Annotated in this window: 13 protein-coding genes; 8 read left to right on the top strand and 5 right to left on the bottom strand. The window is 54.9% G+C overall.

Annotated features, from left to right (window positions below; all coding sequences use genetic code 11):
• Positions 1-73: 73 nt before the first annotated feature.
• Positions 74-817, bottom strand: a complete 744-nt coding sequence (locus tag R8377_RS05030) for a histidine phosphatase family protein (RefSeq protein ID WP_317642404.1) — start codon at positions 815-817, stop codon at positions 74-76.
• A 123-nt stretch (positions 818-940) separates the two neighbouring features.
• Between R8377_RS05030 and ppgK the strand changes: the two genes are divergently transcribed.
• A complete protein-coding gene (ppgK, locus tag R8377_RS05025) occupies positions 941-1,717 on the top strand; it encodes a polyphosphate--glucose phosphotransferase (RefSeq protein WP_317642402.1) in 777 nt (258 codons plus the stop codon).
• A gap of 68 nt (positions 1,718-1,785) precedes the next feature.
• Positions 1,786-2,943, top strand: a complete 1,158-nt coding sequence (locus R8377_RS05020) for a pyridoxal phosphate-dependent aminotransferase (RefSeq protein ID WP_317642401.1) — start codon at positions 1,786-1,788, stop codon at positions 2,941-2,943.
• Between the two features lie 38 nt (positions 2,944-2,981).
• Here the strand turns inward: R8377_RS05020 and R8377_RS05015 are convergent, their stop codons facing one another.
• Entirely contained in the window at positions 2,982-5,201 is a 2,220-nt protein-coding gene (locus R8377_RS05015) for a hypothetical protein (RefSeq protein ID WP_317642400.1), read from the bottom strand.
• A 115-nt stretch (positions 5,202-5,316) separates the two neighbouring features.
• Between R8377_RS05015 and R8377_RS05010 the strand changes: the two genes are divergently transcribed.
• The 6 genes from R8377_RS05010 to R8377_RS04985 all read left to right on the top strand — a co-directional run bounded on the left by R8377_RS05010 (position 5,317) and on the right by R8377_RS04985 (position 16,021).
• Positions 5,317-8,805 carry a tetratricopeptide repeat protein gene (locus R8377_RS05010; protein ID WP_317642399.1) on the top strand — a complete coding sequence of 1,163 codons (3,489 nt, stop codon included), beginning with the start codon at positions 5,317-5,319 and terminating at the stop codon, positions 8,803-8,805.
• Positions 8,806-8,902: 97 nt separating this feature from the next.
• On the top strand, positions 8,903-11,530 hold the full coding sequence (gene ligA, locus R8377_RS05005; RefSeq protein WP_425605040.1) for an NAD-dependent DNA ligase LigA: 2,628 nt from the start codon (positions 8,903-8,905) through the stop codon (positions 11,528-11,530).
• A gap of 160 nt (positions 11,531-11,690) precedes the next feature.
• The gene (locus R8377_RS05000; protein ID WP_317642397.1) at positions 11,691-12,872 is read left to right on the top strand and encodes a P-loop NTPase; all 1,182 of its coding nucleotides are present in this window, start codon (positions 11,691-11,693) and stop codon (positions 12,870-12,872) included.
• A gap of 111 nt (positions 12,873-12,983) precedes the next feature.
• Positions 12,984-13,703, top strand: a complete 720-nt coding sequence (locus R8377_RS04995; RefSeq protein WP_317642396.1) for a hypothetical protein — start codon at positions 12,984-12,986, stop codon at positions 13,701-13,703.
• A 206-nt stretch (positions 13,704-13,909) separates the two neighbouring features.
• Positions 13,910-15,319 (top strand): ABC transporter permease, encoded by a 1,410-nt coding sequence (locus R8377_RS04990; protein WP_317642395.1) that lies wholly within the window; start codon positions 13,910-13,912, stop codon positions 15,317-15,319.
• Between the two features lie 9 nt (positions 15,320-15,328).
• The gene (locus R8377_RS04985) at positions 15,329-16,021 is read left to right on the top strand and encodes an ABC transporter ATP-binding protein (RefSeq protein WP_317642394.1); all 693 of its coding nucleotides are present in this window, start codon (positions 15,329-15,331) and stop codon (positions 16,019-16,021) included.
• 63 nt (positions 16,022-16,084) lie between these two features.
• On the opposite strand, the gene R8377_RS04980 is transcribed toward R8377_RS04985, so the two are convergent.
• From R8377_RS04980 to R8377_RS04970, 3 genes are all read right to left on the bottom strand, one after another.
• Complete coding sequence (locus R8377_RS04980; protein WP_317642393.1) at positions 16,085-17,395, bottom strand: MFS transporter; 1,311 nt, start codon at positions 17,393-17,395, stop codon at positions 16,085-16,087.
• A gap of 107 nt (positions 17,396-17,502) precedes the next feature.
• Positions 17,503-18,939, bottom strand: coding sequence for a type I glutamate--ammonia ligase (glnA, locus tag R8377_RS04975; protein ID WP_317642392.1), 1,437 nt, complete (start codon positions 18,937-18,939; stop codon positions 17,503-17,505).
• Positions 18,940-19,088: 149 nt separating this feature from the next.
• Complete coding sequence (locus tag R8377_RS04970; protein WP_317642391.1) at positions 19,089-19,820, bottom strand: DUF4191 domain-containing protein; 732 nt, start codon at positions 19,818-19,820, stop codon at positions 19,089-19,091.
• Positions 19,821-19,856: the final 36 nt, after the last annotated feature.

Here is a 19,856-nt window from a genome sequence, read left to right as displayed (position 1 = left end):
TTTTTTGATTCTCTTCTATGTATTTATGTCAACCTTTTAATGCTTTATCGTGCAGGTGTTGAAACTCATGGAATCAGGCCAAGCCTTGGTCGAAGTATTTGGTGGAGGCTATTTCGCCGTCGATACTGAAACCGGTGGGGCTGTATGTGAGGCGGGTGACGGAGTTGTTGTGGAAGGAGGGCATGGGCACTCGGTCCTGCTTGAGGGTGAGTAGAAAGAGTTCAATGGAGGAGCCGGAGCTGACGACGAGGACGTTGCCGCCGCCGCGCTGGAGGGCATCTTGGCCAATGCGGGTGAGGGCCTGCTCCATGCGCTGGGCCACCTGCTGGCTGGTTTCTGCCCGCTCTTCGGCCTCAAGACTTGTGCCGAGCGCGTTGTCTTGGTCGAGCCGGTGAATCTCGTCTTGAAGCTTGGCAGTGCCATCCCAACCGAGCTGCCGGCGGACTTCGGCAAGGCGGTTTAAGTCCTTACGCCCCAACACTTGTTCTATGAGCTTGGCGGAGCTGTAGCCCTCAAAGGAGCCGAAATTGGCTTCGCGCAAATCGGGGTCGATGCTCACCTGAACCTGCTCGTTGCCCGAATTGTCGAGCGCATTGCGGGCTGTGCGATATTGGCGGGTGAGGTTGCCGCTGTAGGCCGCAGTAAAGCGAATTCCTGCTAAGCCTCGGCCCAGCTGCTTGGTGCCTTCGACTCCCGGCGTGGTTAAGGGGAAGTCGGACCAGCCCTGCATGAGGCGCATAACGTTGGCTGTGGTCTGGCCATGGCGGGTGAGATAGATGGTGACTGCTTGCTGTGAAACTGCTTCTTGTTCGCTCATAAGACCTATTGTGGCCCGCCTTCGAGACCACTTTCACAACTTACGAATTCACAAGCTGGCGAAAATGCGCTATACTGCGTATCGTACCGGTTCGATACCCTGAATAAAGCAAAGGAGCAGTAGATGATTGAAACGGCCCAAGCGTTTGGTATAGATATAGGTGGCTCGGGCATAAAAGCTGCTCCGGTAGACCTCGTCGTGGGAGATTTTGCCGAACCACGTAAAAAGATTTTGACGCCTGAGCATTCCACTCCTGAAGCAGTGGGTAAGGTAGCCCGCCAGCTCCTAGACATGTTTGAAGTGCCGGAGAGCGCCCCGGTTGGAGTTGCTTTCCCGGCTCCTGTGCGCCCCGGCCACCCGATTGAGTTTATGGCCAACTTGGATCAGGCCTGGGTGGGCGAAGACGTATGGGAAGTCTTCTCGGAGGCTTGCGGCCGCCCGGTTTCCGTGGTCAACGATGCCGATGCTGCTGGCTTGGCAGAAGTGCGTTACGGTGCTGCTAAGGGTCAAGACGGTCTGGTGATTGCTACTACGCTGGGTACTGGCATTGGTTCTGCGCTTATTTACAACGGTGTGCTTGTACCGAACTCCGAGCTGGGGCATCTGATTTTGGATGGGAAAGACGCGGAGAAATACGCGGCCTCGTCGGTCAAAGACAAAAAGAAACTCTCTTACAAAAAGTGGGCTGGCCGACTCACTAAGTATTACTCCTTGCTAGAGCAGTACTTCACCCCTGACTACTTCGTGGTCGGCGGTGGTGTGAGCCGTATGAGTGAGAAGTTCCTGCCCTACATCGATGTGAAAACGCCAATCGTGCCGGCCGCCTTGCGCAACCAGGCCGGAATTGTGGGCGCGGCCTACTACGCCTCTTACATCGACGAGAAGGAAGCCCAAGCGTAAGGACTGCGGTCGCTAGGTGGGAGCAATCTGAAAGCTAGGTAAGTTGCCGGGCTTGAGGAGATGGGTGCATGCAGTTTTCTAACCGAACAGGTTCGACTCGGCTCAACCCCATCGCCCAAGCCCAGGCTCGGGCTTCGCAAGAGGGGCGGGCCCTGCGCTCGCTCAACGATTCAAACCCCACCAAACACGGGCTCGGCCTGCCGCAATTAGGGGTGTACGGGGCTGAGCCGAGAGGTCCATTAACTGCGCGGCAAGCTCTCGCCGATTTTTTGAGCCAACGTGGCGGTTCGGTGAGTCCGGGCGACGTGTATCTCTTAAGCTCCACCTCTCAGGCTTACTCCTGGCTGATGAAACTCCTATGCAATCCCGGCGATATAGTGCTTGAGCCGAGGCCGGGCTATCCGCTTATTGAGTCCATTGCCCAGCTTGAAGGCTTGGAAACTCGTTCCTATCTCTTGCAATACGATGGTTCTTGGACCATAGATTTAGCTCGACTCACCCAGCTGATTGAGGGGTCAGACGGCTCTCGGGTGCGGGCAATAGTGCTCATAAATCCCAACAATCCCACCGGTTCATACTTGCATGGTCCAGAGCGCGAGCGCATCGTAGAGCTCTGCCGAGAGCACGATATTGCCATTATTGCCGACGAAGTCTTTTACGATTACAGCCTCCAGCCCCTTCCTAGGCGTGGGCGCTTGGCAGGCGAGCAGGGCGTGCTCACCTTTGCGCTTGACGGCTTCTCAAAAATACTGGCAGCGCCCCAGGCCAAGGTCGGGTGGATTCAAGTTTCTGGGCTTAGCAACGAGGTGGAGGAGGCCAAGCGCCGGCTTGACCTCATAGCCGACGACTATTTGCCTATGAGTTCCATCGTTGCAGACCAGATTCCTGCCTTGCTCAGTCAGGTTCCTGCGCAAACACACTTGGTGCAGGAGCGCTGCTTGGCTAATCTAGGACGCTTGCAAGCCTTATTGGCGGCTCCGCAATGTCCTGTTTCGCTCCTGCATCCGGAAGCGGGTTGGAATGTGCTCCTACGCTTCCCTGCGGTAATAGATGAAAATGAACTCATCTTGTATCTCATTGAGCGTTATGGTCTTACCGGTCAGCCTGGCTACTTTTTTGATATGAGCGCCAACGGTTATATTGCCTTGTCTCTATTGCCGGAGCCCAGTGCTTTCGAGGAAGGGGTGCGCAGCTTCCTGGAGGCGGTTGAGGCTTTGCTGTCGTAAGCTTTGCTCCTTTGGTATCTGCGGTGGGGTTCAAGAGCTTAGAGGGCAGTGAACCAGGCTTGCACTTGCGCGAAGAGTGGATTAGATTTCAGCTCGACCAGACCTGCCGCGCATGCCAACACGACTGTAGCTAGTAAGCACAGCAAGAGGACGGTTCGAATGATGTAGACTCCCTTGCTGCTGGGCTGGAAGCTGCTGCCGGTGCTCGCCGCAATGGGCAGGGCAGCGACCAAGGCGAGCAACCAGGAGAAATCGAGCATGTAGCGGGCATCGTATCCTGCGATATAGGCAGTGAAGAGCATGAGGCCGATGGCCAGTAGGAGCATGCTGGCAATCAAGGGCAGACTCTGCGCAGCTTTGAGCTTGCGCCGTACCGCAGGTAGGAGCAGAAGGAGGAGGGCTAGGGCCACGATGGGTGCCAAGACGAAGAGACCACCTAGGCCGGGCTCAGTATATTGCCAAACCGATAGCGGGGCAGGGGAGCGCTGCAAGTAGGGGAAGCTTGAGGTTGGTGTGAGCGGCAGAGCGAGATAGTAGACCACGAGCCAAGCCAAATTGCGCATGGGCGGTTTGTATGTGTTTAGGTCTACGACCGTAATTTGGTAGGTGTTACCAAAGTTGAATGCCGAACCGAAACGCCAGGCGTTGTAAGCCAAGAGCGGAGCTATGACTGCCATTACGGGCAGGAGAGCGGTGGTGAGTATGGCTGCCGAACGAGAGCGGCTAAAAGCAGGGCGAATCTGCTGGCTGGCGGCCTTACGCCGGGCTGGACGCACGCCTGCCCACATGGCTTTGAACTCGTCGGCGAAGATAGGGAAGGCGAGCAAACCGCTAAGAATAAAAGTCTGCCGGCAGCCTAGGGTGGCACTAATGGCTACAGCGCCTGCAGCAAGGCGGGGCAAGGAAAGATAGACCTGCGCATTGGCATAAGCGCTGTGGTGCTGGTGGTCCAAATCTGAAGCGGTCCAGGCCCGGGAAGTTTTCGAGTTGGCGATGCGCACTCGGCGGGCACCCAGCCAGAACCAGAGGCCCAAGCTTACCAGCAGGAGGGAGGCGTCGAAGGGAACCGTGTAAAAGTTGTTGCGGAACCACAGGTAGACCACTTGCGAGCCGGCAGTAAAGGTGAGCAGGGCCATAATAGTGGCAGCTAGGCTGGCTTCGGGTAGGAAGCGGCGAATCAGTCGCACCACCAGCAGGGAAGAAAAGATTGTGAAGCCAGCTATAAGTAAGGCGCAGGCGGCGGGCGTGGGTAGCATGAGGCCACCGGGCACGAAGAGGGATGTGACTAGCCGGTAGGGGGCGAAAATGAGCAGGGCTGGCAGGGGGCCAAAGTAGGAATACCAATGGCCTTCGTAGAATACGTGATCCCAAAAAATGGGCTCTTCGCCAGTTGCGAGTAGGCGTTCGCGGGCGTACACGTCGTAAGGGTTGATAGAGGAAAGATGGTCGGGCACGGGCAGGTTGAGCCAAGATTGGCCGGAAATAAAAGCGTCTGCCAAGTGACCATACTGGTTGAAATCGTAAGTGTATGCGCCCGGATCATGGTAGGTCCTGACCGTAAAGCCGTTTACTTGAGTGGCAACGGTGGAAGCGCACCATAGAACCATAGCTAGGAGCGGCACCCACAGTGCCCAGCGTTGGGTTCGGCTGCCGGTGTTGAGACGCACCCGCCAGAGCTTGGAACGTGGTGACAGGGCAATGATAAGCGCTGCAAACAAGGCCATAAGCACTACCCGAGCCAGATTGAAAGAGAAAGGAATGCGCGGGTTGACTTCGAGTGAGTCAAGGGCTACCACAGCCTTATATTCTTCACTAATCCATAAACGCACCCGCTGAGCCTGGTCAATCTGGCTGCGGTTCTTTACATAGAGCGAGCCGGGCACGGTGGGATTGACCATGCTCGAACCGGCTGGCTCCCATTGCTGAGAAGACTTGGGTTGTACATCGAGGCGAATATGGACCTTCCAAACGGCGTGTTTGTTTTCGTCTGCGGTGAGTTTGAGCCTACCTCCGTCTGCTGTTTGGGCTGGAACTACTTGCACATAGTTCAAAGATTGAGCGCCCGGAGCCTCTATATAAGCCTGAGTGGGGTCGGAAACGAGCAAGGCCCCATCTTTGAGACGGACCAAGCCCTTGCCCAAAGCTATTTGAGACTGGCTGGCCGAAGTTGAGTTGGCCGAAGCATTGGCATTGGCAGAGGCCAAGGAACGCCAGTGGGGCAGGTTGAAAACCGCGCATTCGATAGTGAGAATAATCAACAGCGCAAGGAGTGCCTTGCGGGCCCAGCTTGGCGCCGATCGGGGGTGAGATAAAGCTATGTGCACATCTTTATTCTATAAGCTGGATGTCTGGAAGACCGGGGAGAATGAAAATATGGCGAGTAGCAAGTCGATTTCAGACGGAATGGCGAACTTCGGGCGCAAGTTGGCCCGGGAGTTGCGCGGCGCGGTGCAAACCGGTTTTAAGGGGCGGCCCGACCCCAGTGAAGAGCAGCCTTTAGCAGGCGCGATCCAAGACATTGCTCGGGCTATGAACGCTAGCGGTCAGATGCTCAGTCCCGAGCAGGTGCACGCCTTCTTATCCCAGCGCGCTCGCCCCTTACATCCCTTCGATAAACGGCGTGTCTTGCATCACATGGAGGGCGTACCTCAAGATTTAGAACTCGGCTGGGTTCAATATCCAGATTCGCGAGGAGCTTGTTTCTCTCTGGGCATTTTTACTAGTAAAACTCATTTTGCTCAGATTGCTTTGGCTGATGATCGAGGCCGAGTATTCGTAGGTGAGAAAGCCGATATGGACACCTTGGGGCTTGAGCCGGTTTTCATGTTTGGCAAAGAACGCACCGTTCACATTCCCTATGGTCGGCGCTTCGGTAAGGAGAGCGACGGGCAGGCGGCGTCGGCAGTTGACGCTATCCAGGGCGGCATCATTGGGAAAGACGATACCGGTCACATGTCTTGGTTGGCTTCTTGGCTTAAACGAGACAACCGCTACACGCTTGAGCAAATGCGTCCTCATTTGCCATCAGATATGCGTTATGACTTGGAATACCGAGATGCCATATCTATAGCTTTCTTTAGCGCTTACATGTTGCCCCGAATTGCGGGCAGGCTCATGGGCTTTGGTGCTGGCAACATCTTCCGGCGTCTCAACCGAGAAGCACCTATGGGTGCTATACGCCGCTCGGTTAGCGACAGTTTGCAAGCTCACGCCGAGGGCATGCGCACTTCTGGCCTCGAAGATTACTTTGGCGACCTTATGCGCGAGGCCGGTGCGCTCGATCCTATTCCGGGGCTGGAAGCCGTTCACGGAGCCGAACCCATGCACTTGTACGCCTCCTCCTATTCAGGGGCTTACGTCTTTTCTTGGGACAGCGGCATGGATATGTCGGCAGCCCTGCGAGCCCTACGCATTGAAGGCAACCTCAACCGCTTTGCCTCCGTTTCCAGCTGGCTTGAGCGCAACGCTCGCCTCGGCGCATACCCAACCGAAGATACGGTAAACCGTGTGCAGGCCGCCCAGCTAGACCAAGCCCTGCTCGACAATCCTGCCATTAGTGCTTTGCAGATGGAAGAGGACTTCCCACTCGACTTTGATCCAGTAGAAGGAGATGGCCGCCAAGCTGCCGTGCTACTCGTCGACAAAGCGCGTACAATGGCTACTTCCGTAGCCTCAGAGAACCCCAATCCGGTAGAAGAGTCGCAGAGTCGCTTTGCCAGCAAGAACCAAGGCAGTTCAGAATGGCTCTACCGCAAGACGTTCTCTACGCTTTTACGCAGCTTGCGGCTGCCCTTCCGCTTCGATGTGGATTTCCGATCTCATGTGAGTGAAGGCCAAGTGGCTATCGCCTTTACCAGTGCCGGACGCTCTATGATGCCTTCTTCTCGTTTTGAAAGCAGCCGCAACGGTTGGGTGGACTTGAGTGAATCTGAGCGCTCCCAGATGAGTGCTGACTACAATCTGCGCGTGGGCATGATGATGGCAGCCCTGGCTTTTGGCGTAGACGACTCTGTCTCGCAAGTTTCTTTGCATATTGACTCTTTGGGTTTGGAAGAAGCCCAAGCTCAGCAAGACTCCGCCATTTCCGAGATGATGGCCCAGGCTCTCGCGGCTTTTGAACGCGCTCGCACCGGTGGCGGTGCCGTAACTGGCTCTAAGGGAGACCCTAAGGATGGAGATATTCACGGCGATCCCAACCACTTGATGACCCGTGATAGTGCCCCAGGCGTTGTTAACCAGGGTGCCGAAGCTCCCCAAAGTGGTGCTCCCTCTGCTGCTGAGACAAGACAAGGAGAAACTGAGGCTACGTATTCTACCCAAAGTGAGCCGCAGGGTCCAGTAGACCCAGACGATGCCCAGGCAGTCAACCAAGAGTTTGCTGACCTGATGCAGGGTATCGACTTGGATTCGATGACCTTTGCTAGCCCCGCAGATTCGCAAGATAGCGTAGATGGGCTCGACCAAGATAGTGACAATCTGGGCGAGTTTGGCGAGCAAAAAGACGGCGATCCACTTTCGGCCTTAAGACGGAACCCGACCGTGCGCAATTTGGTTACCGTCACCTTCACCCGTGAACTTTTCTTAGCCCAGCTTCGCCAGCATGGTTTGGAAGATCCGAAGAGCTTCTACCGTTTCTTCGATGCCAGCATGGATGTGGATTCAGAAGGCGGATTAGAGCCGGTCAGTGCCGAATTCGATATGCGAGATGGGCGCTTTGCTCCACGCGGCTCCCAAGATGAGCCCGAGCTTGAGGATTTGGAATTTAGTCAGCCTATCGCTCAGATTGTGGGTGCCGAACACGTGACTGGCCTCTCTATCCAGCGAGCTGACCTGCTGGAACGAGCAATGGCTGATTTTAGGCGCCTGTCGGACAGCCAAGATTTAGGTGCTGCTGCTAAAGCTCACGAAGCTATGAACGTTGTAACTCGCATCGGTGACCCTGAACTGAGCGAATTGGCCCCGCAGGTCACCAGCGCTTTGATTGATACTAAAGCCATGCCCGACTTGCATTTTGCCCTCTCCGATCAGCTTGACAGTGAACGAGTGAAGGCTCGCGACCTGCTTTTCTCAGGGGAGGTAGGTGCCGCCCTCCAGCTGGAGTCTGAGGCCGTTGCCAAGGTAGATGCGCTCTTCGCCTCTAGTAATGACACCCACAGCGTGCCACGCTATTTCAATTCGTATGCCGAACGTGTGGTCTACAACCGCCTCTTCGCCATTCCCGGCGAGCGCACGCTCCTCATCCCCGACAACCTGTTCTATGCTCATCTGGAGCTGTCAGATTTGCTGACCCAGTTTAAGCAGGGCACTCAAGCCTTGCAGCATTTGAACACTATGGTCGCCTATGCGCCGGCCTATCCATTGTCGCACCTGAAACTGGCTGTGCAACTGGCTCGCAACGAGGATTGGACGGGAGCCCGGGCTGCCACTCTCAATGCGCTCAACGTAGCCTTGGACCGTTCGGATGCAGCTTTCGCATACTACCGCTTTGCTTACGCGGCGTGGATGCGAGACGAGTTTGCAGTGGCAGCAGCAGCCTACCTTATGGCTGAACACATCAGTCCTGGCCGCATTTCGGCCCTGCGCAGCGAGTTCGAAGAGCTTGCGGCACGCGCGGACTCGCAGTGCATTCCCATCCCTAGAGACTATGATGATGCACGACTGGTTTTGCAGGAGGAAGGGCTGCCAGTTTGGCCGCATACTAAGGTTGCGACCATCGTTCGTCAGGCTGCCCGAGTCTTAGTAGATGCTGGTCAGTTCGTGCCTGCGCGCACCCTGTCGGTCGCTGCGGCACGCATGAATGACGAAGAGAGCGATGGTCTGGATATGGTAGAGGTGCAGTTTTTGCAATCACTAAGTGCGTGAAACTTTGGGAGGAGAGTTGACTAACGTGCAAGCAGACCATATAACAATAGGTAGTGATGAGTGGATTTCTGGTCTGAAACCAGATGATGCTGATGCTATGAAGTTGGGACAATTAGACGTCTCTAGTTTGAGCGCATCACAAGCCCAACGACTGTGGGCTCGACTGGCCTCGTGGGTAGAGTCAGACCAAATTGCTTATTATGTCAACAATTCTCCGGTTTCATCCGACGCTGCCTACGACGCGCGTATGCGCTGCCTACAGGCGCTCGAAGCTGACTTTCCGAGCCTAGACACTCCGCAGTCTCCAACTCACCGGGTGGGTGGATCCTTCTCGAATGAGTTCACTTCTGTACGCCATCCCACGCGGATGATGAGCTTGGATGATGTCTTTTCAATCGACGAGCTGCGCGAATGGTATCAAGGTGTACGCGAAGATTTGAATTGGCCCGAAAATAAGCCTTTGGCCATGACTTCGGAGGTGAAAATTGACGGCTTGGCCCTCAACCTTCTCTACCGCAACGGCGTACTAGTTCAAGGGCTCACCCGCGGCGATGGCGTAACCGGTGAAGATATTACGCTCAATGTGCGCACGATTAGCTCGATTCCGCAGAATTTGGGCGGCTCTCCGGCCGATATTCCAGAGTTTGTAGAGATTCGCGGCGAAGTCTTTATGCGTTTTGAAGATTTTGATGAACTCAACCGTCAGCAGGAAGCCAACGGCAAGCCGCCTTTCGCTAACCCTCGCAATGCTGCCGCCGGTTCATTGCGGCAAAAAGACCCGCATGTAACCGCTCAGCGCAGCCTGAGTTTCTATGCACATGGCATTGGACGTCTGACATGGGGGCCTAAGCATCCTGAGGGCAGCCACGACGAGGTAGTGGACCAGTCGCAAGCCTACGAGCTGTATACCAAGTGGGGCATTCCTGTCTCGCCATACAATCGCATCGTCAACTCTTTCGATGAGATTCTTGAGATGATTGACCATTACGGCAAGCATCGCAGCGAGATTGAGCATGCGCTCGACGGCATTGTGGTCAAGGTAGAAGACATTGCTTTACAGCGCCGCTTGGGTTCGACTTCACGGGCTCCTCGCTGGGCTATTGCTTACAAATACCCGCCTGAAGAGGTCAATACTGAGCTCCTCAACATCACCGTACAGGTGGGCAGAACTGGCCGCATTACACCAGTGGCCATCTTGAAACCCGTGTATGTGGCGGGCTCAACAGTCTCTCGTACCACCCTGCACAACCCTTCTGAGGTCAAGCGCAAGGGCATTTTGATCGGCGATACGGTCGTGGTGCGCAAGGCTGGAGACGTGATTCCTGAGCTGGTAGGGCCGGTTTTGGAAAAGCGCAAGGGGCGCGAGGACCAGCTGCGCGAGTTCGTTATGCCTCAAAATTGCCCTTCCTGCGGTGCAAAATTGGCTCCAGCGAAGGAGAACGACAAGGATATTCGCTGCCCCAATGTGGAATCCTGCCCGGCCCAGCTAACAGAGCGCATTATCCACTTGGCTTCGCGCAAGGCTTTCGACATTGAGCACTTGGGGGAGCAGGCGGCTATTGCTCTGACCAATCCTGAGGAGAATCGCCCGGAGTCGGTCGATGTGTATACGCCCAATATGCGCGCAATCATTGTGAAAGCTGGGCAGGAGCCCGTTCCTTATACACCTCCCGAGGGTACTGAACTGCCGCCGATTCAGGAGCCAGTCTTGAAGAGCGAGGCCGGGCTGTTTTCTCTCAAGATTGAAGACCTCAAAGAGGTAACTGCTTGGCGGCAGGTGCCGATTTTGGAGGAGACTACCATCGAGGGCGAAAAGTGGCGCACGATTCGCCGCAAGATTGGCGACTCTGGTCTGTGGTACCAGGCTCCGGCCTTCTATAATCTGCCCAAGTTCGATGCTTCTGAGGCTTCTGAGGCTTCTGAGGCTTCTGAGGCTGCTGAAATAGAGCAAGAGAGCGCTACAACTGACGATTCTGCTGGGGTTCAAGCAAGCCAAGAGACCAACAAAAGTACTGACACTCAGCCGGCTGAGACTACACAAGAACAAGAGACTGCCCAGGAGCCCGCTATCCAGGAGCCAGTCGGATACTTGCTGCGTGAGGGTCAGGGTGAGCCGGGGCGCAACACCCTACTCATGCTCGAAGAGATCGACAAAGCACGCTCAGCAGACCTCTGGAGGGTGCTGGTGGCCCTCTCTATCCGCCACTTAGGTCCAACGTCGGCCAGGGTCATAGCCCGGCGCTACACCTCGCTTGAGGCCCTTGAACATGCCGACGAGGAAGAGTTGGCTGAGCTGGATGGCGTGGGCCCCGAAATTGCCCACTCCGTGGCTTCGTGGTTTGAAGGAGCCCGCCAAGAAGGTGATTGGCGCGGGCAGATTTTGCAGGCTTGGAAAGCGGCAGGCGTGGGCAACCACACCGAGCAGATTACCAAACCTCAAATATTGGAAGGCATGACTATCGTTGTGACCGGTACCCTTGAACACTTCTCTCGCGACTCAGCTAAGGAATCCATCATTGAGCGCGGCGGCAAGGCTTCGGGATCAGTCAGTAAAAAGACCACTTACGTAGTCTTGGGGGCTAATCCCGGTTCTAAGGCAGCCAAGGCTGAGAGTTTAAATGTGCCCACTTTGAACGAGGAGCAGTTCAAGCAGCTCATAGAGACTGGCAACCCTGGCGAACTGTCGCAGTCTGAAGAAGAAGGCACTGAGCCAAAGGCGCAGTAATCATTACCTTGTCTCGCAGTTGAGCCGTGCTGGCTGCGAGACAAGAAGGCTCTGGCGGGCTTGGCTTGCAGCGGCTAGGCTGGATGCAATACTAGTTCGCTTCCGGGCGAGCTGGTTGGCGAAAACTTTACAGGCAGCGCTAGGGCGCACGAGGAGGGTCATGCTGGCACAATCCGATTTGGAAGCTTACGCTAGGCGGATTAAGTCCGACGTTTTCGCTCGTCTCAGTCAGGTTATCGACCCCGAACTTGGGCGCTCAGTCACTGATTTAGGGATGATTACCGATATAGAAGTTGAGCCTGCCGGTATCGGCCCAGAAAGCATCGGCGGCCCCACTCAGCCCATTTTCGACGTGACGGTCTATGTAGAACTCACCATTGAGGGCTGCCCGCTGACCGCAACCATAGCCGAGCGCATCAATACTGCGGTCACCTCTTATCCCAAAGCTATATTGCGCCCCCGTCAAGAAGTTTCGTCGATGAGTCAGGAAAAGCTCAGCGGTTTAGTGGACCAACTCAAGGCCGAACGCCGGGCCAATCCCTTCACGAAGTCCAACAGCAAGACGCGCATTTTCGCCGTTGCATCAGGCAAGGGGGGAGTAGGTAAATCTTCGGTTGCTGCCAATCTTGCTGCCACCTTCGCAGCCTTGGGATACGACACCGCTGCAATCGACGCTGACATTTACGGCTTCTCCCTGCCCGGACTCTTCGGCGTTCATTCCCAGCCCACCAACTTGAACGGTATGCTTATGCCAGTTACTGCTTGGGGGGTCAAACTTATCTCCATTGGCATGTTTGCTGGCGCTGAGCGGGCCATACTTTGGCGGGGGCCTCGGCTGCAACGCTCCCTTGAACAATTCTTGAGCGACGTGTGGTGGGGAGAGCCCGACGTTTTAGTCTTAGATTTGGCCCCCGGCACCGGAGATATGGCTATTTCTGTGGCCCAAGCCCTGCCCAATGCCGAACTAGTCATAGTGACCACTCCTCAGCCTTCGGCCTCTGATGTTGCCGTGCGCAGTGGCTTAGTGGCCCTTCAGGTGCCTACGACGGTGCGGGGCGTGGTAGAGAACATGTCTTGGTATGACCATGAAGGCGAGTGCCTGCGCATCTTTGGACAGGGCGGCGGCCAGCGGGTGGCTGACCAGCTGACGCAAGCCTTAGACTACCAAGTGCCGCTTATGGCCCAGCTGCCCTTGGAGCCGAGTGTCAGAACGGTAGGGGAGTCGGGGCGACCTGCGGTCTTGCGTGCAGACGGCTCGCTCGACAGCAGTGCCTTGGCAGATCAGTTTAAGCACTTGGCTAAGCAGCTGATGGAATCTGGTGCAAGCGCTCAACCTGAGTAGGTTGTGCAGAGTGTGCACATTCGACCACATTCTCAGCTTCCATGTCCGCTCGCCCCAACTTATGCATACACTGGAAGCTAAAGATGCAAGACTTGAGAAGGGGAGGTTGATATGAGCCGACCAGAGGGCGGAAGCCATATCAGTGAGGACTCGGCTGAAAGTGAGGCCGGGCGCTCCAAGCGGCGGATAGTGCTGCTGTGCATTGTTGCTGTTGTGGTGATTGCAGCGGGTGCTACTAGCGCTTGGGCTGTGAGCTCACACAACTCCCAAGTTCAAGCTCAAGCCTCGGCTTCGGCAAGTGAGAGTTCTCGAAAAGCTTCTGAAAAAGCTCAGGCTTCGCAAAAGGCCAAGACCCAAGCATCAGATTCTGCGCTGAAGGTAAATCCGGCATCTCCTACTAGTAGCGCGCAACCCTCAGATCCATCTTCGGCTGGTCAAACCGATCCTGGTGCGCCTCAGCCTGATCCGGGCGCGCCTCAGCCGGACCCAGCAGGCAACTGTGCTGCCTATCAGGGCACCTATGTCAATGCTCAGGGCGGTAAGGCCAGCTTGGCCGTGAACTGCTCTATTGAAGCAGACAGCTTCGGCAGCCATATTCAGAGCGTGCAGACGGGAGGGCCGGGAGCTTCAGGGCAGGTGGCCGGCGCACTCGAATTGATTATGGAGCCTCACAATGGCAACGCCGTAGCCTATACGCTCTTCCCTCAGGGTGTGGGCGCAGGGTATCCGGGTGAAGATACCAGCCACAACCGCTTAATCAACCATTCTGGCGGCCCTATATCGGTTATGTCTTATCAAGACTTCATGAATGCGGTATACATCTTGCAATAAGCCCAAGCCCAGCTTTGTGCTTGCAAAAGCCCGGCAGTCCTTGCGATTGCCGGGCTTTCTTGTATGCACTTTTCGCTCCCAGCAAAGTCTAAGGTAAGGCTCAGCTAGCTTCCGGTTAACTCTAGGCTAGCTCCCGGTTAGCTCCAATAGTGTAACTTTGGTCACCAAAAATGACACGAACGCTGAAACGATGAAGGGGATATGACTTGTATATCTTTACCAACGCACTCAAAAATATATGGAGGAATAAGGGTAAAAACCTACTCTTTGCTCTTATTGCTCTCGCCATAATCATTATCTCGACCATGGGCTTGCTCATTCGCGGGGCCTCCAGCGAGTTGATTACCAACTACCGCAACCAATACGGCTCCAAGGTCACGCTCTCGCCCGACTTCGACAAAGTGGGGCCGGGTAAGCAGCAGACAGGAGGGCCGCCTTCTCCTAAGCAGGTTGTAGATTTTGGTAAGTCCTCGCTCATTCAAAAAAGCATCTATACTGCCAATATCCCGGTAAATCCTGATAATCTTAAGATGGTGGATCAGGATGCTGATAATGGTGGGGGGAAGACCATTATGAGCTCCGGTGATTCCATGGGCTCCCCTGAGGGCAAAGATGTGACGATGCCCACCGGCAAGATTTTGGGATATAACAGCCCCTCAATTTCAGATGATTTCACTTCTGGCAAGCGGCAGATTCGCGAAGGCAAGATGTATTCAGCTAAAGATGACTGCCTGATTAGCGAAGATGTGGCCAAGCTCAACAATCTCAAAATTGGCGACAAGATTACCGTTAAGGGCATGGATAAGAAGTCTACGCCTTCTACCCTACGCATTTCGGGCATTTATGCGGATGCTACGACCTCCAAGCAAGATATGCCCTTCAAGGATGCTTTCTCTAATCGTAAAAACGAAATCATCACCTCGCAAGACACCGCTCTTGGCTTGAGCATCTTCGGCAATTCCGGCACCATGGAAGCGGACTACTACTTGAAGAACCCTGACATGTTAGACGACTTCCGCAAGGAAATTGTCAAGAAGGGTTTGCCAGACACCTACAAGGTTACGACCGACGAAGCAGCCTATCGCAAGGCCACAGCCCCCTTGGAGAGCTTGCAAAAGGTGACGACCATCTTCCTGATTCTGGTAGTTGCTCTGGGCGCTATTGTGCTCCTGCTGCTTTCGATTATGTCGATGCGCTCTCGCCGCTACGAAATCGGCGTTTTGCGGGCTATCGGTATGAAGAAGGGCAAGGTCAGCCTCGGTCTGGTCAGCGAAGTTGTAGTGATTGTGGCTCTGTGCTTAGCGGTCGGATTGGGAATCGGTGCCAGCGCTACTCAGCCTGTGGCAGATTCCATGCTCTCGGGCCAAGTATCCTCCTATGAGAAGGAAGAAGAAGCCAAGAAGAAGAGTCCGGGGGAAGGTGGCATGGTCATCGTGGGGCCCAATACTTCCGAAGCTGCCGAGGTGAAGCCACCCAAGATTGAAACGCGCTTAACCGGTCAGACCGCTGGCCAAATCGTAGGAGTCTCACTGGGCATCGTTTTACTGTCTAGCTTGGTGAGCGTGGCCACTACCAACCGGTGGGAGCCCAGGAGAATTCTTTCGGAAGGAAACTAAGGAACGAACATGAGCATTTTAGCCTTAGATAAATTGTCTTACCACTACGGCAAATACAATAATCAAGTACTCAAGAACATCACCGCCTCCTTCGACGAGGGCAGTTTAGTTTCGATTATGGGCCGCTCTGGCGCAGGCAAAACAACTCTGCTCTCCTTAGTTTCGGGGCTTGACACCGCTACTGGCGGGCGGGTCTTGTATCGCGATCAAGACGTGAGCAAGCTAGACCGCGACGACTATCGGGCAAAGAGCGTGGGCCTTATTTTCCAGGGTTATAACCTGCTGACGAACGCTTCAGCCCTGGAAAACGTCGTGCTTTCCATGCAGATAAGCGGTGTGAAAAGCAAGGATAAGAAGGGCGATGCTCTAGCTCTGCTGGCCAAACTAGGTATTGACGAGCCGACTGCTAAGCGCAAGGTACTCAAGATGTCTGGCGGTGAGCAGCAGCGTGTGGGTATTGCTCGGGCTCTGGCCCATGATCCAGACGTGATCATCGCCGACGAGCCCACTGGCAACCTTGATGAAGAGTCCGAGCGCATTATTATGGATATTCTTGCCAAGCTGGCCCACGACGAGGGTAAGTGCGTGCTGGTAGTTACGCACTCGCAGTCGGTAGCCAATTATGCCGACAAAACTTGGCGCTTGCGAGAAGGCAAGCTGGAGCAGAAAGGGCCGGTTAAGGTCTCAGTCTCGCGCAGCTAGATGTAATAAGTGCCGACAGGTTAAGCCTGAGCTCGCCTGTCGGCACTCTTGTATGTAGTCTCTTTAAGCCGTGGGCACCGGGCTTGCATTTGTGTCCGTCTGTGAGGGCAAACGAATGGCCAGCAGCCAAGGCAGCGAGCAGATAAGCAAGGCAACCGCGCAGGTGGAGAGCAGGGGAAGAACCGTTTTCCTATCAAGGATGAAGGAGGCGAATAGGGGACCAAAAATGTACCCTAAAGATTGGGCCATGTTAATGAAGCCAAAGAGGCGACCGCTAAAACGAGGGCCTGCTAGCTTGGCAGCCACCACCGGCTGGGAAATGCCGAGCATAACTTCGCCCAGCCCAAAGACGGCGATACCGAAGCAGGCAATAGCCAAGGCAAGCATGGGTTGAGGGCGTGATAAGCCGAAGTCAACGAGGAACCAGGCAGCTGCCCAGAACAAGGGAACCGAGCGCAGAATTCGTATGTGGTTTTTATTCTTGAGCCTAGGCAAGAAGATCACATTGAGCGTTACTACTGCTGCAGTGTTAAAGACATCTACCAAAGCCAGCGACCACGACGGAATGTGAGCGTCAGAGATGATAGTGGTGACGAGCCCTGCGTCGATTTGAGAATAGCCGAAGATATTCATAAACAAGGCGGCGATAGTCAGCATACCCATTGTCAGCATAACGCGGGGGAGTGGGCCTGCGCCAGCAATGGTTGGGTGCTCGCCCTGAGACGGAGCTGCTGCGCCTGATACCGAGATCTGTCGAGCTTGGAACATCCTGTTAGCAGTGATGGTTCGAAGCTGGTAGTGCCTGTCTAAAAACATAAGTGCTACGACTACGAAAGCGAAGCCCGCAGCTCGGCCAGCAAAGCTCAATCGGTAGAGGAGATCGGAACCGCTCGCAGCGACGAGACCGCCCACAGCAGCGCCAAGGCCAACGCCCAGATTCATCTCCGCCTGGTTAATGCCGTAGACGATGGAGTGGTTCTCCTCACTTGAAATCTGGGTCAAAATGCTGGTCCAAGCCGTGGCCTGTCCGATGCCCAAGCCAGAGATGAAGGCAGCCACTAAGGCTACCGGGAAGGTCTGCGCAAGAGCAAAAATGAGCGGGCCGATGATGGCGAAAGTCATAGCTAAATACATAGCAGTCCAAGCTGAGCGCTTGTCGGAAAGCCAGCCCACAACCGGATTGGAAATAAGCGCACCGACAGCACTACAGGTGACCGTGATAGTCGCCTGACTCATGCTGGCGCCCAAGGAGTGGGTAGCGAACAGGAGCTCGATAGGCCAGACGAGCCCGGAGCCAAAACTGCATATCAGATCAACGATGAGCATAGAGCGCAGGTAAACCGGCAAACTCATAAACTCTCTCAACCAGCGCACTTAGGCACTCCTTTACTTACAAATACTTACAAATGTGTGTTGATGTAGCTACGAAAAAGGCCCCCGGTCCAGCTTAGACCAGGGGCTTCTATAATTGCGTTGCCAGCCTAAATCTGGAAATACAGCTCGTATTCTAGCGGAGTTGGAGCCAGGCGGGCCTGCTCAATTTCGCCGCGCTTTAAGTCAATCCAAGTTTCAATCAGATCTTCAGTAAAAACGTCGCCCTCAGTCAGGAAGTCATGGTCTTCTTCCAGAGCATTCATAGCTTCTTCAAGCGAGGCGGGCACCTGCTTAATCTGGTCATGCTCTTCGGGCGGAAGCTCGTAGAGGTCCTTGTCGATGGGTGCCGGGGGCTCGATATGGTTCAAAATGCCATCCAAGCCTGCCATCAGCTGGGCAGAGAAGGCCAAGTAGGGGTTGCAGGAAGGATCTGGTGCGCGGAACTCGATACGCTTGGCGGCAGGCGAAGTACCAGCCAGAGGAATGCGGATAGCGGCCGAGCGGTTGCGGGCTGAGTAGACCAAATTGACAGGAGCCTCATAGCCGGGAACCAATCGCTTGTATGAGTTGAGCGTGGGGTTGGTAAAGGCCAAAACTGCCGAAGAGTGCGCAATAAGACCACCCACATACCAGCGCGCGATATCAGAGAGACCGCCGTAGCCCTTCTCATCGTAGAAGAGGGGAGAACCCGAGCGCCACAGGGACTGATGGCAGTGCATACCAGTACCGTTATCTCCTGCGATGGGCTTGGGCATGAAGGTCGCGGCCTTGCCGTTGAGAGCGGCAGTTTCATGGACCACATACTTGTATTTCATGAGATCGTCAGCTGCGTGCATGAGCGTGTTATACCGGTAGTTAATCTCCTGCTGGCCGGCACCGCCCACTTCGTGATGGGAACGCTCCAAAATTAGCCCGACCTGCTGGAGGTTAGAGACCATGTCGTCGCGCAAGTCTTGATAGTGATCGACTGGAGGTACGGGGAAGTAGCCGCGCTTCACGCGATTCTTGAAACCGATGTTGGGGCTGCCGTCTTCTTCGCTGTCAATGCCAGAGTTCCAAGGGGCTTCGATCGAGTCTACCTCATAGAAGGAGCGGCGCATGGAGTTTTCGAAGCGAACCTTGTCGAAAAGGAAGAACTCAGCTTCGGGTGCAAAGGAAGCAGTGTCAGCGATGCCGGTGGACTTGAGGTAAGCTTCGGCCTTGGCGGCGACCTGGCGGGGATCGCGAGAATAGGGTTCGTTCGTAACCGGGTCAACGATGGAGAAGACTACAACGAGGGTCTTGTGCTTGCGGAAGGGGTCGATGTATGCGGTAGTGGGATCGGGCACCAGCTTCATGTCCGATTCGTTGATAGCTTGGAAGCCCTCCATCGAAGACCCGTCGAAAGCCATGCCGTCGGTAAAGGCATTGTCGACAAACTCGCTGGCGGGTACCGTAATGTGCTGGAGCACACCGAGTAGGTCAGTAAAACGGATGGAAACGTATTCCACCTGCTCCTGGTCAATCAGCGCCTGGCAGTCTTCCTTGGTCTTGAGTTCGGTCACCGGACCGCTCCTTTCATCGCAATCAATTCATACTAGTCTAGGGGGCTAAGAGGTCTACACACGCAACTGGCAGGTTACGAAAGTGTTTCTTTTCGTAACCTGCCAGTCGTATAAGCGCTTAAATGCGTCTTGCAGCTCAGAATGACTGTTTACTTACCTCGCAAAGCTCGGCGAGACATGTGAGCCTTGGTGGGGTCAATACCCTTGGGCATGTTTAGAGCATTCTGCCGCATTTGCAAGGTATTCAAACGGCCCTTGAGCTGGTCCAGCTCTGTAGGGGTGAGCTTGACCTTCTTACGAATTACCGTCTTTTGCAACTTCTCCAGTGGTACTTGGTTGTCTCCGTGACCCACGCTGATTTTGTAGAGAGGAATAGCAGAGCCGCGAGTAATGCGGTTAATCTCTTCTTCTTGGCGAACCATTGCCTTCATCACGCGCCCATAATCGCCTTCGCCAATCAAGAAAATCCCCGAGCGACCAGTTCCGCGCCAAATGGCGTCCTTGGTCTTTGGGTCAATCCAAACCGGTTCTTGGGGGAAGGTGAATCCAGCCTTGGAAATATTAGACAAGACTGCGGCACTAGCTCCTGGCCGTCCGTCCATCTTTCGGTAACCTACCGAGTCTGAGCGCCGAGTCAGGGTCATCATAGCCAGCAAAACGCCCACCATAATGCCCAAAACGACAATCATAATCCAAGAGAGCCAGCCGAACTTAAAGACGAATCCGCACACGATGGCTACGATGATGGGCACGAAGAAGGCACCAGCAATCAGCCAGGGCAGCATCTTGTCTTCTGAGTAAGTGAAGGAAAAAATCTGCTTGAGCTGTGAGAGTGTGCTCGACTTTTTCTTCTTCTTAACCTTCTTGCTTTCTTCAGCCATGCCTATCCTTTACCGTATTGGCGTTGTATCCAGTTG

Source organism: Bombiscardovia apis (genome assembly GCF_033095945.1).
Lineage (GTDB): Bacteria > Actinomycetota > Actinomycetes > Actinomycetales > Bifidobacteriaceae > Bombiscardovia > Bombiscardovia apis.
This window is presented reverse-complemented; position numbering and strand designations above follow the sequence as displayed.